Origin of the sequence: Pseudomonas koreensis, from assembly GCF_012986595.1 — a bacterium.
Lineage (GTDB): Bacteria > Pseudomonadota > Gammaproteobacteria > Pseudomonadales > Pseudomonadaceae > Aquipseudomonas > Aquipseudomonas koreensis.
The window spans coordinates 198,208-213,485 of record NZ_JAAQYM010000006.1; the positions used below are offsets into that span (position 1 = coordinate 198,208).

At 59.4% G+C, this 15,278-nt stretch carries 14 protein-coding genes; 7 read left to right on the forward strand and 7 right to left on the reverse strand.

All coding sequences use genetic code 11. The annotated features are described in order from the left end of the window. Positions 1 to 159 precede the first annotated feature (159 nt). From HBN98_RS19655 to ahpF, 3 genes are all read left to right on the forward strand, one after another. Positions 160 to 1,098, forward strand: coding sequence for a site-specific integrase (locus tag HBN98_RS19655; RefSeq protein WP_083369190.1), 939 nt, complete (start codon positions 160 to 162; stop codon positions 1,096 to 1,098). A 136-nt stretch (positions 1,099 to 1,234) separates the two neighbouring features. After that, positions 1,235 to 1,798 carry an alkyl hydroperoxide reductase subunit C gene (ahpC, locus tag HBN98_RS19660; RefSeq protein ID WP_003224621.1) on the forward strand — a complete coding sequence of 188 codons (564 nt, stop codon included), beginning with the start codon at positions 1,235 to 1,237 and terminating at the stop codon, positions 1,796 to 1,798. A gap of 132 nt (positions 1,799 to 1,930) precedes the next feature. Continuing rightward, entirely contained in the window at positions 1,931 to 3,493 is a 1,563-nt protein-coding gene (gene ahpF / locus HBN98_RS19665; RefSeq protein ID WP_083369189.1) for an alkyl hydroperoxide reductase subunit F, read from the forward strand. Positions 3,494 to 3,619: 126 nt separating this feature from the next. On the opposite strand, the gene gloA is transcribed toward ahpF, so the two are convergent. Further along, positions 3,620 to 4,141, reverse strand: a complete 522-nt coding sequence (gene gloA, locus HBN98_RS19670) for a lactoylglutathione lyase (protein ID WP_007963339.1) — start codon at positions 4,139 to 4,141, stop codon at positions 3,620 to 3,622. Between the two features lie 139 nt (positions 4,142 to 4,280). Between gloA and HBN98_RS19675 the strand changes: the two genes are divergently transcribed. Next, positions 4,281 to 4,799, forward strand: a complete 519-nt coding sequence (locus HBN98_RS19675; RefSeq protein WP_083369448.1) for a DUF4946 domain-containing protein — start codon at positions 4,281 to 4,283, stop codon at positions 4,797 to 4,799. 218 nt (positions 4,800 to 5,017) lie between these two features. Here HBN98_RS19675 and HBN98_RS19680 read toward each other — a convergent pair whose 3' ends face one another. Both HBN98_RS19680 and HBN98_RS19685 read right to left on the reverse strand, forming a co-directional pair. Next, on the reverse strand, positions 5,018 to 5,383 hold the full coding sequence (locus HBN98_RS19680) for a histone-like nucleoid-structuring protein, MvaT/MvaU family (RefSeq protein ID WP_025109950.1): 366 nt from the start codon (positions 5,381 to 5,383) through the stop codon (positions 5,018 to 5,020). A 234-nt stretch (positions 5,384 to 5,617) separates the two neighbouring features. Next, positions 5,618 to 7,153 carry an EAL domain-containing protein gene (locus tag HBN98_RS19685; protein WP_083369188.1) on the reverse strand — a complete coding sequence of 512 codons (1,536 nt, stop codon included), beginning with the start codon at positions 7,151 to 7,153 and terminating at the stop codon, positions 5,618 to 5,620. Between the two features lie 484 nt (positions 7,154 to 7,637). Between HBN98_RS19685 and hppD the strand changes: the two genes are divergently transcribed. After that, entirely contained in the window at positions 7,638 to 8,714 is a 1,077-nt protein-coding gene (hppD, locus tag HBN98_RS19690) for a 4-hydroxyphenylpyruvate dioxygenase (RefSeq protein WP_064587440.1), read from the forward strand. Positions 8,715 to 8,774: 60 nt separating this feature from the next. Here hppD and rarD read toward each other — a convergent pair whose 3' ends face one another. The 3 genes from rarD to HBN98_RS19705 form a co-directional block, all read right to left on the reverse strand. Beyond that, a complete protein-coding gene (rarD, locus tag HBN98_RS19695) occupies positions 8,775 to 9,656 on the reverse strand; it encodes an EamA family transporter RarD (RefSeq protein ID WP_083369187.1) in 882 nt (293 codons plus the stop codon). A 261-nt stretch (positions 9,657 to 9,917) separates the two neighbouring features. Then, positions 9,918 to 10,931, reverse strand: coding sequence for an aldo/keto reductase (locus HBN98_RS19700; RefSeq protein ID WP_064587442.1), 1,014 nt, complete (start codon positions 10,929 to 10,931; stop codon positions 9,918 to 9,920). A gap of 68 nt (positions 10,932 to 10,999) precedes the next feature. Further along, positions 11,000 to 11,899, reverse strand: a complete 900-nt coding sequence (locus HBN98_RS19705; protein WP_083369186.1) for a LysR family transcriptional regulator — start codon at positions 11,897 to 11,899, stop codon at positions 11,000 to 11,002. Between the two features lie 98 nt (positions 11,900 to 11,997). Here HBN98_RS19705 and HBN98_RS19710 point away from each other — a divergent pair, with 98 nt between their 5' ends. Then, positions 11,998 to 12,354, forward strand: a complete 357-nt coding sequence (locus tag HBN98_RS19710; protein ID WP_083369185.1) for a VOC family protein — start codon at positions 11,998 to 12,000, stop codon at positions 12,352 to 12,354. Positions 12,355 to 12,552: 198 nt separating this feature from the next. Here the strand turns inward: HBN98_RS19710 and HBN98_RS19715 are convergent, their stop codons facing one another. Continuing rightward, entirely contained in the window at positions 12,553 to 13,863 is a 1,311-nt protein-coding gene (locus HBN98_RS19715; protein ID WP_083369184.1) for an MFS transporter, read from the reverse strand. Positions 13,864 to 14,035: 172 nt separating this feature from the next. Here HBN98_RS19715 and HBN98_RS19720 point away from each other — a divergent pair, with 172 nt between their 5' ends. Continuing rightward, positions 14,036 to 15,154, forward strand: coding sequence for a sugar diacid recognition domain-containing protein (locus HBN98_RS19720; protein WP_083369183.1), 1,119 nt, complete (start codon positions 14,036 to 14,038; stop codon positions 15,152 to 15,154). Positions 15,155 to 15,278: the final 124 nt, after the last annotated feature.

Below are 15,278 nucleotides of genomic sequence, written 5' to 3' on the forward strand. Positions count from 1 at the left end.
GTACTGTGGTACATGCCACCAAAGTACATAGTGTACCACGCTGAAAATAAAGTTAAATCCTTGATTAATAACAGGCGGGATATACTGGTATTACCCAATGTCAGATGCTTAAATGGCTTCTTTACGCCTTGAATCAGTACGCCAGCGAGAAACCTGCCCATGAGCGATATCGATCGCTATCTGCAAGCCGCCACCCGTGACAACACTCGTCGCAGCTATCGCTCGGCGATCGAACACTTTGAAGTGAAGTGGGGTGGCTTCCTGCCGGCGACGGCCGACAGCGTTGCGCGTTATCTGGTCGAGCACGCCGGGGTGCTGTCGATCAACACGCTGAAGCTGCGCTTGTCAGCACTCGCGCAGTGGCACAACAGTCAGGGATTTGCCGATCCGACGAAGGCGCCAGTGGTGCGCAAGGTGTTCAAAGGCATTCGCGCGCTGCATCCGGCGCAGGAAAAACAAGCCGAGCCTCTGCAGTTGCACGACCTGCAACAAGTGGTCGACTGGCTGGAACAGGAAGCCAGCAGTGCCCGGCAACAGCAGGATCGTCCGCAATTGCTCAAGGCCTATCGCGACCGGGCGCTGATCCTGCTGGGCTTCTGGCGCGGCTTTCGCAGCGATGAGCTGTGCCGCCTGCAGATCGAACACGTGCAGGCGCACGCCGGCAGCGGCATCACCCTGTACCTGCCGCGCAGCAAGGGCGACCGCGAAAACCTCGGGCAGACCTATCAGGCGCCGGCGCTGCTCAAGCTGTGTCCGGTGCAGGCGTACATCGACTGGATCACCGAAGCGGCGCTGGTACGCGGTCCGGTGTTTCGCGGTATCGACCGCTGGGGCCATCTGAGCGAGGAGGGCTTGCACGCCAACAGCGTCATTCCCTTACTGCGCCAGGCACTGGAGCGCGCCGGGATTTCCGCCGAGCGCTACACCAGCCATTCCCTGCGCCGCGGCTTTGCCACCTGGGCGCATCAAAGCGGCTGGGATCTGAAATCGCTGATGAGTTACGTCGGCTGGAAAGATATGAAGTCCGCCATGCGCTATGTTGAAGCCAGCCCCTTTCACGGGATGGCTCGGATTACGGATAAGCCGGCTTCGTCGTAGATATCGTTTTCTTCTATTAATACAGTCAGCTAATAGCGAAAACAAATCAGCAGCATCAGGTTTGCCAATGAGCCATCCGTCGAGTGAGTGGGTAGGATTCACCCATCGAATTCACAACCCTGACGGAGAGTCATCAATGCCTATCATCAACAGCCAAGTAAAACCGTTCAAAGCTACCGCGTTCAAAAACGGCGACTTCGTACAAGTCTCGGACGCTGACCTGAAAGGCAAATGGTCCGTAGTGTTCTTCTACCCAGCCGACTTCACTTTCGTTTGCCCAACCGAGCTGGAAGACCTGGCCGACAACTACGCTGCGTTCCAGAAACTGGGCGTGGAAATCTACAGCGTTTCGACCGACACCCACTTTGCCCACGCTGCCTGGCACAACACTTCGCCAGCCATCGGCAAAATCGAATACACCATGATCGGCGACCCGACTCACGTCATCTCGCGCAACTTCGACGTGCTGATCGAAGAAGCTGGCCTGGCTGACCGTGGCACCTTCGTGATCAACCCTGAAGGCCAGATCAAAATCGTTGAACTGAACGATGGCGGCGTTGGCCGTGACGCTTCCGAGCTGCTGCGCAAGATCAAGGCTGCTCAGTACGTTGCTGCTCACCCAGGCGAAGTTTGCCCAGCCAAGTGGAAAGAAGGCGAGGCCACTCTGGCGCCGTCCCTGGACCTGGTCGGCAAGATCTAAGTCTGTGCGACACGTAACACAGGGCGGGACACCGCACCTACTTCAGTAAGCTGCACCGCCCACTAAAAAAGCCCGGGCGAGATTCGCTCGGGCTTTTTTTCGCCTCGAATAAAGACACAGGAGATCGCCCGTATGTTGGACGCCAATCTTAAAGCCCAGTTGAAATCGTACCTGGAACGGGTCACCCAGCCGATCGAGATCGTTGCTTCCCTCGACGACGGTGCGAAATCCCGGGAAATGCACGACCTGCTCAAAGACGTTGCCAGTCTGTCGAGCCAGATTACCCTGATCGATAACGGTAACGATGCCCGCAAGCCGTCGTTCTCGATCAACCGCCCCGGTGCCGACATCAGCCTGCGTTTCGCCGGCATCCCGATGGGCCACGAATTCACTTCCCTGGTGCTGGCCCTGCTGCAAGTCGGCGGCCACCCATCGAAGGCCAGTGTCGAAGTGATTGAACAGATCCGTTCGCTCAAGGGCGAGTTCAACTTCGAAACCTACTTCTCGCTGTCGTGCCAGAACTGCCCGGACGTGGTCCAGGCACTGAACCTGATGGCAGTGCTGAACCCGAACATCCGTCACGTCGCAATCGATGGCGCGTTGTTCCAGGACGAAGTCAATGATCGCAAGATCATGGCCGTGCCGAGCATCTACCTGAACGGCGAAAACTTCGGTCAGGGCCGCATGGGCCTGGAAGAAATCCTCGCCAAACTCGACACCGGCGCCATTGAGCGTCAGGCCGAGAAAATCAGCGCCAAAGAAGCCTTTGATGTGCTGGTGGTCGGCGGTGGCCCGGCCGGTGCGTCGGCAGCCATCTACGCGGCGCGTAAAGGCATTCGCACCGGTGTCGCGGCCGAGCGTTTCGGCGGTCAGGTGCTCGACACCATGGCCATCGAGAACTTCATTTCCGTACAGGAAACCGAAGGCCCGAAACTGGCGGTTGCGCTGGAAGAACACGTCAAGCAGTACGACGTCGACATCATGAACCTGCAACGCGCCGACAAGCTGATCCCGGGCAAGAACGGCGAGCTGCACGAAGTCCACTTCGCCAGCGGTGCGACCCTCAAAACCAAGAGCGTGATCCTGGCGACCGGTGCGCGCTGGCGCGAAATGAACGTGCCGGGCGAGCAGGAATACCGCAACAAGGGCGTGGCGTACTGCCCGCACTGCGACGGCCCGCTGTTCAAGGGCAAGCGCGTGGCGGTGATCGGCGGCGGTAACTCCGGCGTTGAAGCGGCCATCGACCTGGCCGGTATCGTGGCGCACGTGACCCTGTTGGAGTTCGACGTGCAACTGCGCGCCGATGCGGTGCTGCAACGCAAACTGCACAGCCTGCCGAACGTTACCGTGATCACCAGTGCGCAAACCACTGAAGTCACCGGTAATGGCGAGAAGGTCAACGGTCTGCGCTATAAGGATCGCAACACCGACGAACTGCGTACGGTCGAGCTGGAAGGGATCTTCGTGCAGATCGGTCTGCTGCCCAACACCGACTGGCTCAAAGGCACCATCGAGCTGTCGCCGCGCGGTGAAATCATCGTCGACAACCGCTGTGAGACGTCGATCCCCGGCATCTTTGCTGCCGGTGACGTGACCACCGTGCCGTACAAGCAGATCGTAATCGCGGTGGGCGAGGGCGCCAAGGCATCTCTCAGCGCGTTCGATCACTTGATCCGCACTTCGGCTCCGGCGTAAACGGCAGTCGCGGAAACGAAAAAACCCATGAGCGATCATGGGTTTTTTTATGGGTGAAGCAAAAGATCGCAGGCTGCGGCAGCTCCTACAGCGAATGTGTAGGAGCTGGCGAAGCCTGCGATCTTTTTACAGTGGCGCAGGCTGAATGATTTCAACCCAGTAGCCGTCCGGGTCCTTGATGAACGCCAGGCTTTTCATGCGGCCATCGGTCAGGCGCTTCTGGAAATCACAGCCCAGCTCTTCAAAGCGTGCACACGCCGCAACGATGTCCGGCACGGAGATGCAGATGTGACCAAAGCCACGCGGGTCAGTGTTGCCGTTGTGATAGGCAAAGTCCGCATCGTTTTCGGTGCCGTGGTTGTGGGTCAGTTCCAGAATGCCGGGAATCGACTTCATCCACTCGGTACGCGCCGCGGCATCGGCCGGGATCTGCGCCTTGTCGACCAGGGCGAGGAAGTACAGGCTGAATTCGGCTTCCGGGAAGTCACGCTTCTCGACCAGCGAGAAACCCAGGACGCGGGTGTAGAAATCCAGGGACTTGGTGATGTCCTTTACACGCAGCATGGTGTGGTTGAAGACGAAGTTGCGGGTTGCGCTGTCTGGGGTGGCGGTGACGCCGGGAAAAGTGTTCAGTTCGTGCAGGCTCATAGGCCCTCCGTAACAATGGGGCGAGTGAATGGACGCAATGATACGCATGCGGACCGGCATCGCCAAACCGAATCCGCGGCTTGCTCTGTGGGCGGGCGAGCCTCAGACTTCAATGCTCAATCTGCGAGTGCCTCTGGTAATGATCCGACCGTTCAAAGCGCTGTTCGTTGTTCTTTTTTCGTCGCTGCTGGCCGTCCCGGCACTGGCCGATCAGCCGAGCATCACCTGGCCTGCCGGTTGGCAAGTCGAAGCGTTGCCAGATACACCGGCTCAGGTGTCCCGTCAGCGCGCGGTGAAAAACGACGCCGATGGCAATCAGATCATGGTGATGGAATTGACCATGACTCAAGTAGAGGCCGGTCATCAGGTCAATGTCCCGGGCGTTCTGCTAGAGATGCGCAAATCGATTCAAAAGGACTTCTTCCAGGGCGGTTATCAGAGTGTTTGCAACAAGATGCATCCGGCAAAGCTGGGTGCGTTGGACGCACTGGAAACCACCTGCACGATCACTGAAAACGGTCGACATGTGTTGTCGCAAACATTGGTCGCCGCGGTCGATGCGCAAAAGGCGTATGTACTTTCTTACGCGGGTCAGGCTGAGGTTTATAAGGCGAGCGCCGACGAAATAATCGCGGTGAGAAACAGCTTGAAACTTTAAGCGTCTGTTCGCTCCCCGCTAGGTATTAGATACCCGAAGGAATTAAGCACAAAGTTTAGCGCGGGTTACCGAGGCAACATCCCGCTGCAAAATGTTTAGCCGGATGCCGTGTGGTGTTAAAGCAGTATCACAACTAGCCATGGGGAAATCGTTGCTTTTGTTAGATATTGTCGAAAAAAAAGCCCTGCATAACGCAGGGCTTGTTTGTTGACGCGAGATTAACCGCGCAACCAGGAATCGACGGTAGCTGCACCGTACTGTTCTTTCCAGGCTTTCAGGCCGCGGTGGTTGCCGCCCTTGGTTTCGATCAGTTCGCCGGTGTGCGGGTTCTGGTAAACCTTGACCACGCGAGCACGGCGGGTTTTTGGTGCGGCAGACACTTGCAGACCGGATTTGCCCGGGTTCGGATCGAGGATGGCGATGATGTCTTTCAGGCCTTTGCCGTAGGTTTTCATCAGCCCCTGGAGCTTTTCTTCGAATTCGATTTCTTTCTTGAGCCCGGCATCGTTCTTCAGCGATTCCAACTGCTTGAGCTGTTCCTGAAGGGCCTTTTCAGCTGCACGAAATTCAGCGAGTCTGGACAATATCTTTACTCCAATAGTGTGTTTGGCTGATACCAACCGCAAACAAAGCTATAAGCCAAGAGCCTTGAAGCGACTCGGTGACAATGGCTCACCTGCCAATCTTGCACAGGCTGAAAAAATTGTAGTAGTTAATGCGCCAAGAGTAAATCCTGTTGTTGTCCTCATGTAACAAAAGTGGTCTTTTGTATCAATTTGGTGCGTCTTTTCGCGACGCCACGGTTAATTTGTTTTTAGTTAATGGTGACTTAATGCGGCGATGAAGTCGGCGCCGGGCATGGGTTTTCCGAACAGATAGCCCTGCAGGAAGTTGACGTGGTGCGCGGTCAGATAGTCGGCCTGCGCCTGAGTTTCTACACCCTCGGCAACAATACCCAGTTCGAGCTTGGCGCAAAGTTCGATAATCGTATCGAGAATATGCCGCGACAACGCATCGATCCCGATCATCGCCACGAAGCTTTGATCGATCTTGAGAAAATCCACGTTGAATTTGCGCAGATAACCCAGGCTCGAATGCCCGGTGCCGAAGTCGTCGATGGCGATCATCACGCCCAGCGTATGCAACTGCTCGAACAACTGACGAGTGATGTCTGTGGGCTCGATCAGTTGGCGCTCGGTCAGCTCCAGCACCAGACTGACGCTACCGGGCGCGAACGCTGCCAGAAACGTGCGGCAGTCGTCGACCAGTTGCAGGTCCTGACAATGGCTGGCGGTGATGTTGATGCCGATATGAAACGGCTTGTCGAAACCAGCGGACGGCGGGCCGAGCAGGGCGGCTGTCTGCTGCATCAGGGCGCGGGTCATGGGCACGATCAGCCCGGAGTGTTCGGCGAACGGGATAAACAGGTCCGGGCGCACCAGGCCTTCCTTGGGATGTTGCCAGCGCATCAGCACTTCGGTCCCGGACCATTTCTTGCTGTCTCCGTGCACCACCGGCTGGAAATAGGGAATGAATTCGCCAGCCTCCAGCGCCCGCAGCATTTCATGGCTGGGCGAGGTGGCGCGCCGTTGCAGAACGTGGCCGATAGCGCCTGACACCACGCCAAAAAACATCAGCAGGCTGAACAGCGGCGGATATACGTCGGCCATGTAGCGCCAGACTTCACCTTGCGGAAAACCGGCGCTGACACTGAAGGCGTAGCGCGAAGACGCCAGCATGTGTTGCGCCACCGGTAACACCGGCAGGGCACCCTGATGCACGTTGCCGTCGGCGGACAGCCAATTGTCGCCGACTTGCAGCAACAGCAGCGTATCCCGGCCGATCAGGCGCAGCACATTGCTCAGGTGATAACCATCGAGCGTGGTCAGTGCGCCGCCGCGTCCTTCGCTGAGCCGATACACCAGCAGCGCGGTGTTGGGCGTGACGGGGTTGCCGTTCATCAACCACAACTTGCCCTGGGTGTAATCACCCGGGTTCACCGCTTCCTTGAATTCACCGAACAGCGAACTGCAATAGAGGTTGTCATCCCACACCAGATTGGTCGAGCGCACGAAGGGGCGTCGGGTGACCTGTTCGCGCAGGGCGAGCTTGACGCTGTCGCAGGGCTGGCCAGCCAGTGGCAATAACACGCTGGCGGCCTGGGCGGTGTTGTCGAGCATCAGTTCGAACTGGCGCAACGCCTCCTCGGCGGTGTTCTGCGTGCTCTGTTGCAAGGTTCGTTCGGCCTGCATGTACAGAATTCCCGTGCCCAGAAGCACCGGCAACAGGCCGCAAAGCAGAGTCACAATCATGCGCACGCTACGTTTGCGGCGGGGTCTGACGGTCAAGGGCATGGGCGCATCCTGTTGCGATGGAGTGAAACTCTCGAATGCAGGCCTGGCAACGGCGCGCCTGTGAAAATCACGGAGTCAGAAGGCATGATAGATGGCCGTTGACGCTTGTGCCGCATACGGCCGGTTGATCTGCGTGGCGCGTGCACTAAAGGCCAGCGAAGCCTCCCACTGAGATTCGCCCGGATGACTTCCCGAGCAACAAACCCCTTGCGCCGGCACGAAAAAGGCGGATTTTATAGAGAGGGCAGACAACCCTATTTACGCTGTGTAGAATTGGGTTACGCATACAATAATAATCGTCTTCTGGCAGCAGAAGCCTCGCCCGCAAGAGCCTTGGGTCGACAATGAAGATATTCGGGTTTCAACTGATCTATGGTGACTTCCTCGCCCGCAGTGTGCGAGGCATCTCCTGCGCACCGCCCGCCGGTCTCAGCATTACTGACAAATAACTCTGGTTAATTGATAAGAATGATGAGGCGTCACCATGACCGATTTATACGAAAACCCAATGGGCCTGATGGGCTTTGAGTTCATCGAGTTCGCATCGCCGACTCCTGGCACCCTGGAGCCGATCTTCGAGATCATGGGCTTCACCAAAGTCGCGACTCACCGCTCCAAGAACGTGCACCTGTACCGTCAGGGCGCGATCAACCTGATCCTCAACAACGAACCGCACAGTGTCGCCTCGTACTTCGCGGCCGAGCACGGCCCGTCGGTGTGCGGCATGGCGTTCCGCGTCAAGGATTCGCAAAAAGCCTACAGCCGTGCGCTGGAACTCGGCGCCCAGCCGATCCACATCGAAACCGGCCCGATGGAGCTGAACCTGCCGGCGATCAAAGGCATTGGCGGCGCGCCGCTGTACTTGATCGACCGTTTCGGCGAAGGCAGTTCGATCTACGACATCGATTTCGTGTTCATTGAAGGCGTTGACCGCAACCCGGTCGGTGCCGGCCTGAAGATCATCGACCACCTGACCCACAACGTGTACCGCGGCCGCATGGCCTACTGGGCCAACTTCTACGAGAAGCTGTTCAACTTCCGTGAGATCCGCTACTTCGACATCAAGGGCGAATACACCGGCCTGACCTCGAAAGCGATGACCGCACCGGACGGCATGATCCGCATCCCGCTGAACGAAGAGTCGTCCAAGGGCGCCGGGCAGATCGAAGAGTTCCTGATGCAGTTCAACGGCGAGGGCATCCAGCACGTGGCGTTCCTCACTGACGACCTGGTCAAGACCTGGGATCAGTTGAAGAAAATCGGCATGCGTTTCATGACCGCGCCGCCGGACACCTACTACGAAATGCTCGAAGGCCGCCTGCCGAACCACGGCGAGCCGGTTGACCAGTTGCAATCGCGCGGCATCCTGCTCGACGGTTCGTCGAACCCGGACGACAAGCGCCTGCTGCTGCAGATCTTCTCGGAAACCCTGATGGGCCCGGTATTCTTCGAATTCATCCAGCGCAAAGGTGACGATGGTTTCGGCGAGGGCAACTTCAAGGCCCTGTTCGAATCGATCGAGCGCGACCAGGTGCGTCGTGGCGTGCTCGCCACCGAGTAACCTGCAGATGTAAAAAAGCCCGGCCTGCAAAATTGCAGGCCGGGCTTTTTATTGCGCGCCTTACGGGCGTCGTTGCCGCATCAAGTGCTTGAAGCCTTCAAACACCAGCACCACAACCGCCAGCCAGATCGGAATGTAAGTCAGCCACTCGCCGGCCTTGATGCTTTCACCGAGCAACAGCGCGACGCCGAGCAGCAACACCGGCTCGACATAACTGAGCAGGCCGAACAGGCTGAACGGCAGCAAGCGACTGGCAATGATGTACACCACCAGCGCCGACGCACTGATCAGGCCGAGCAGCGGAATCAGCCACATCAGGCCCGGGTACTGATCGAACACACCAAAGCCTTGCTCGCCACCGCGCACGAACGCGTACGCCACCGGCAGCATCAAGGTCATGTCGACCCACAAGCCGCCGAGGTGATCGGTCTTCAGACGTTTGCGCAGCACGAAGTACAGCGGGTAACCGACCACGACCACCAGGGTCGCCCAGGAAAATCCGCCTACCCGGTACAGCTCGTTCGCCACGCCCAGAACGGCAAAGAACACCGCGATTTTCTGCAGGTACGACAGGCTGTCGCCGTAAGCGATACGCCCGGTCAGCACCATCGCCAGCGGCAAGAGGAAATAGCCCAGCGAGACGTCGAGGCTGTAGCCATTGAGCGGCGCCCACATGAACAGCCACAGCTGCACGCCGAGCAATGCGGAGGAAACGATCAGGCCGCCGATCAGCTTCGGGTAGCCCGCCACACGCCGCAGCAATTCCAGCACCCGCCGCCATTCGCCGGAGACCAGCATGAACACGGTCATGCACGGTACGGTCAGCAGCATCCGCCAGCCAAAGATTTCCACGCCACTCAACGGGGTGAGCAACGAGGTGTAGTAATACATGACGGCAAACAGCACCGAGGCTGAAACCGATAGAGCGATACCTTTAGACAAACTGTCCTCGCGGGTGGGTGATCAAAACAGGGCGCGCAGGATACGTGGTTTTTGTGCTGAATATTGGCCGAGTGATCAATATTCCCCACATCCTGAAGCTAAGCACAAAACCTGTGGGAGCGAGCCTGCTCGCGAAAGCGGTGTGCCAGACAACGCAGATGTTGCATGTGCCGGGCTCTTCGCGAGCCGGCTCGCTCCCACAATGGATTTGTGTTGCCCTCGCAATCTGCTGACGCCACTGATGCCCGGCTTGTGCGGCTTTCAGGCCTGACGCGGTTTACGACCCGACACAAAATGGCTCACATCATTGAACCCCGGTGTCGACGCATGTCCCGGTGTCACCAGCGAATCGATAAACGCTTCATCCTCAGCCGTGATCTGCACCGCCTGCGCCTTGGTGTAAGCATCCCATTGATCTTCGGTGCGCGGGCCGACGATTGCCGAAGTCACTGCGCTGTTGTTCAGCACCCAGGCAATCGCAAACTCGACCATGCCCACCCCGCGGCCTTGGGTGTATTGCTGGATCTGCTGGGCAATGCGCAGCGATTCCACGCGCCATTCGGTTTCCAGAATGCGCTTGTCCTGACGCCCGGCGCGGCTGTTGGCGTCCGGGGTCACGTCCGGCGCGTACTTGCCGCTGAGCACGCCACGGGCCAGCGGGCTGTAAGGCACCACGCCAAGGCCATAGGTTTGCGCGGCGGTGATCTGCTCGGTCTCGGCCTGGCGATTGACGATGTTGTACAGCGGCTGGCTGATCACCGGGCGGTCGACACCGAGCTTGTCAGCGATGCGAATCACCTCGGCAATCCGCCAGCCGCGATAGTTCGACAGGCCCCAGTAACGGATCTTGCCCTGGCGAATCAGGTCGCCAATGGCCGACACCGTGACTTCCAGTGGCGTGTTGTGGTCTTCGCGGTGCAGGTAATAGATGTCGAGGTAGTCGGTGCCGAGGCGCGTCAGGCTCGCCTCAAGACCGTTGAAAATGTGCTTGCGGCTCAAACCGCTGCGGTTCGGCACGCCGTCCGCCGGGCCGAAACCGACCTTGGTCGCCAGCACCCATTCATGCCGATGGCGGGCAATGGCTTCGCCGACGATCTCTTCCGAGCGGCCATTGGTGTAGACGTCAGCGGTGTCGATGAAATTGATGCCTTGATCCCAGGCCTTGTCGATGATGCGCAGCGAATCTTCAGCGCTGGTCTGCTCGCCAAACATCATCGTGCCGAGGGTGAGGGTGGAGACCTGCAAACCCGAGTGCCCCAGTGTGCGATAGCTCATGCCGAAATCCTTTTATCGGTGGGAAAACTCCAATCAAATACCAGAAGCGTCGGATGCGGCAAAGTGAATTATCGGCTGAGTAACGCGCAACGCGTCTGCAAGAACGCCTGCAACACCCGCACCCGCTCGGACACCTGCACCCGATGCGGGCAGAGCAGATTGAACGGCACGCTCTCGCCGTGCCAGTCATCGAGCAGTGTCAGCAGGCGTCCGGCGCGCACGTCTTCGGCGACGTCCAGCCACGCCTTGTAGGCGATGCCATGCCCGGCCAGCGCCCAGCGTCGCGCGACTTCGCCGTCATCGCTGAGGTAGTCGCCATGAACTTCGACTTCCAGCGTTTGATCCTCGCGACTGAAGCGCCAGCTGTTGTAAGGCCGACCATTGCGCAGATAGAGCAGAGCGCTGTGCTCGCGCAATTCGCCGGGATGTTGCGGCGTGCCATGCCGGGCCAGGTAGTCGGGGCTGGCGCAGGCAACGCGTCGATGCGCCGGCAGAATCGGCAACGCCACCAACGTCGAATCGCTCGGCACGCCGAAGCGCAGCGCGACATCCACGGTTTCGCGGAACAGATCGGCATGGCGATCGTTGAGCAGCAATTGCAGCTGGATGTTTGGGTGTTCGCGCTTGAAATCGTCCAGCCACGGCAACAACACGTTGCGCCCGAAGTCCGACGGCGCCGCCAGTTGCAGCACACCGCTGAGGCCTTCGCCGTGTTGCTTGAGTGCTTGCTCCCCCTCGGCCAGTGCGCCGAGGGCGATGCGCACGCTATCGAGATAACGCCGTCCCTCTTCGGTCAGGCGCATGCTGCGGGTGGAGCGGGCGAGCAGGCGAATGCCGAGGCGGGTTTCCAGGCGCTTGAGCGCAATGCTGGCCGCCGCCGGGGTCAGTTCCAGGGCGCGGGCAGCGGCAGAGATGCTGCCGGAGTCGGCGACGCGGACGAAGATCTCCAGATCAAGAATCGAGCTCATTGGTAAAAATCCTTTAAAGATCTTTGCGTTTTTGCGGGATTTTTTCGTGATTGGCAAGCGCAGATACTTCAATCAACGAATAACCGCAGGAGACGCCCATGAGCTGGACATTCGATCATCTGGCCTTCAACACCGCTGACGGCCAGAACGTGCAGGAGACTTTCGGCCAGTTGCTCGGGCTGACCCCGGGGCGGCGGCCACCGTTTCCGTTTCCCGGCCGCTGGTTGTATCAGGATGAGCATGCGCTGGTGCATGTGATCGAGCAGCCGACGTTCAGCGAAACCGCGCTGAGCCACATTGCCTTTCGTAGCGACGAGCCGGCACAAAGTGTGTTGCAGCGAGTGCGCGACAGCGGATTGCCGTATCAGGTGGCGCAAGTACCGGAGGAGGGCATCTGGCAGATCTTTGTGCAGATGCCGGGTGGACTGGTGATCGAGCTGGACGCGTTTGCCTGAACGCAAAAAGATGGCAGCCGGCAACTACAGTGCCTGTGGCGAGGGAGCTTGCTCCCGCTCGGCCGCGCAGCGGTCGCAAAACCGCCACGCAGGGTTTGCCTGACACACCTCATGGTCAGCGTTCAGGTTCGCTTCGCAACCCAGCGGGAGCAAGCTCCCTCGCCACAAATGTGCAAAGCAAAAGATCTTGAAACGTGATCAGGCGCGCAACGTGCGCGTCATGCGCAACGCCAGCAAGCTCCCGCCGACAATCACGCCGGCCAGCAGGTACAACGCCGCATCCGTCGAGCCGGTGCTGTCCTTGACCCAGCCCACCAGGTACGGGCTGAGGAAACCTGCCATTTGCCCCATCGAGTTGATCAGCGCCAGACCACCGGCCGCCGCGCCCGCGCTCAACATGGCGGTCGGCACCGGCCAGAACATCGGCAGACCGGTCAGCGCGCCCATGGTCGCAATGGTCAGGCCGAGGATGGCGATGGCCGGGTTGGCGGCGAAGTTCACTGCGATCAGCAGTCCGAGAGCGCCCATCAGCATCGGCACCACCAGATGCCAGCGACGTTCTTTGCGCAAGTCCGCCGAACGCCCGACCAGCAGCATGAACACCGCCGCCAGCAGGTACGGAATCGCACTCAACCAGCCGATCACCAGGTTATCGCTGAAACCGAGGTTCTTGATGATCGACGGTAGCCAGAAGTTGATCGCGTATACGCCGCTCTGAATGCAGAAGTAGATCAGGCCGAAAGCCCAGATCGCCGGGTTCTTGAACACCGCGAGCAGCGAGTCCGAGGTGGTTTTCGGTTTGTTCGCCAGATCTTCGGCCTGATCGGCTTCGAGCACGGCGCGCTCATGCGCGGTCAGCCATTTGGCGTTGGCGAAGCTGTCGCTGAGCAGGAAGTACGCCAGCACACCGAGGATGACCGTCGGAATACCCTGCAGCAGAAACATCCACTGCCAGCCGGCCAGCCCACCTTGCCCGGCGGCGAAGTGATTGAGGATCCAGCCGGAGAACGGGCTGCCGAGCAGCCCCGAAACCGGGATTGCCGACATGAACAGCGCCATGATCCGTCCACGGCGGAACGTCGGGAACCACTGCGAGAGGTACAGCACCACGCCCGGGAAGAATCCGGCTTCGGCCGCACCGGTAAACAGGCGCAGGGTGTAGAACTGGGTCGGCGTGGTGACGAACAACAGGCAGGTCGACAGCGTGCCCCAGGTGATCATCATCAGCGCGATCCAGCGCCGTGGGCCAAACCTGGTCAGCGCCAGGTTGCTCGGTACGCCGCACAGCACGTAGCCGATGAAGAAGATCCCGGCACCGAGGCCGTACACGGTTTCGCTGAACTTCAGTGCGTCAAGCATCTGCAGTTTGGCAAAGCCGACGTTGACCCGGTCGAGGTAGTTGAACAGGTAGCAGATGAAGATGAAGGGGATCAAACGCAGGGTGATGCGTTTGTAGACGGCGTTTTTACCGTCATCGATGGTCTGGGTAGCTGCGGCGCTCTGCGACATAGCGGCTCTCTCTTTATTATGATTTTTTGCGATGCACAGGTTAACGTTGATCGCCCTGAGAGTCTCGGCCACCCATGGCCGGATTGTCTTTGTGCCTGAGCACAGGGTTTGCCGCCAGACCCTGTGCGGGTGAACAACCGTCCGCCGCCGTTGCTTAAGGATTTTGCCGATCATGTTCGAACTCGATCACGACCTCGCTCAGGACATCGTTGACCGGGCCATGGCCATTCTGCCCTACAACGTCAACGTCATGGACAGCCAGGGGCTGATCCTCGGCAGTGGCGAGCCGGAGCGCATCAACACCCGCCACGAAGGCGCGCAACTGGTGCTGGCCAACGGGCGGGTGGTGGAGATCGACGCGCAGACCGCGGTGCATCTGAAAGGCGTGCAGCCGGGGATCAACCTGCCGCTGTTGCTTGATCAGCGGTTGATCGGCGTGCTCGGCATTACCGGCGAGCCTGAGCAGTTGCGCACCTACGCCGAACTGGTGCGCATGACCGCCGAAATGCTCGTTGGCCAACGCAATCAGCAGGCCGAGCAGCAATGGCGGCGCCAGCGTTGCGATGACCTGCTGGCCTTGCTGTTGAGCGAAGCGGGGGATTCGCCGCGTCTGGTCGATGAGGCGCAGCAACTGGGGCTCAAGCCGCAACTGACCCGGGTGCCGTACCTGTTCGAACTGGGCCTGGAACATGGCCCGGGGCAAACCGTCGAGGCCTTGAGCGCGTGGTTGACCTCGCGCTACCCGGACAGCTGGTGTGTGAGTTCTGCCAAGTCGTCGCTGCTGTGGTGCCGCCCGGCGAGCCAGACCGTTGAACATGACCGCTTGCTGGAAAAGCTCGATGGCCTCGGCTGGAACATTCTGCGCATCGCCGTCGGTGGGCAGGCTGACGGGCTGGGCGGATTGCGTCGTTGCTATCGGCGGGTCGGCGATTTGCTCGCCTATGGCCGGGAGGTGTTGCCGCACTCGCGATTGCTGACCCTCCATCGCTATCGCCTGCCGGTAATGCTCTGGCGCCATCGCAACGATGATGCGCTGGACGAATTGCTCAAACCGCTGCGCAAGGTCATTGCCAAGGACGGCAACGGCCAACTGCTCGCGACCCTGCGCAGTTGGTGTGAACACGACGGCCAGAGCCAGGCCTGTGCTGATGCGCTGGGCATTCACCGCAACAGCCTGCGTTACCGGATGGAGCGGATTGCCGAAATCAGCGGGGTGGATCCGTTGCGGCTGGACGGGATGCTGGCGTTGTACCTGGGGGTGCAGTTGTTGCCGCAGACTGATCCGAATTAATCGGGTGATGTCACTGACACCATCGCTGGCTTGCCAGCGATGAGGCCGGGACATTCGCCACCCATTCCAGGGCTTTTGTAGAAATGAACAATAAACGCCCACCCCGCTTGTGCAGCGGACAGGC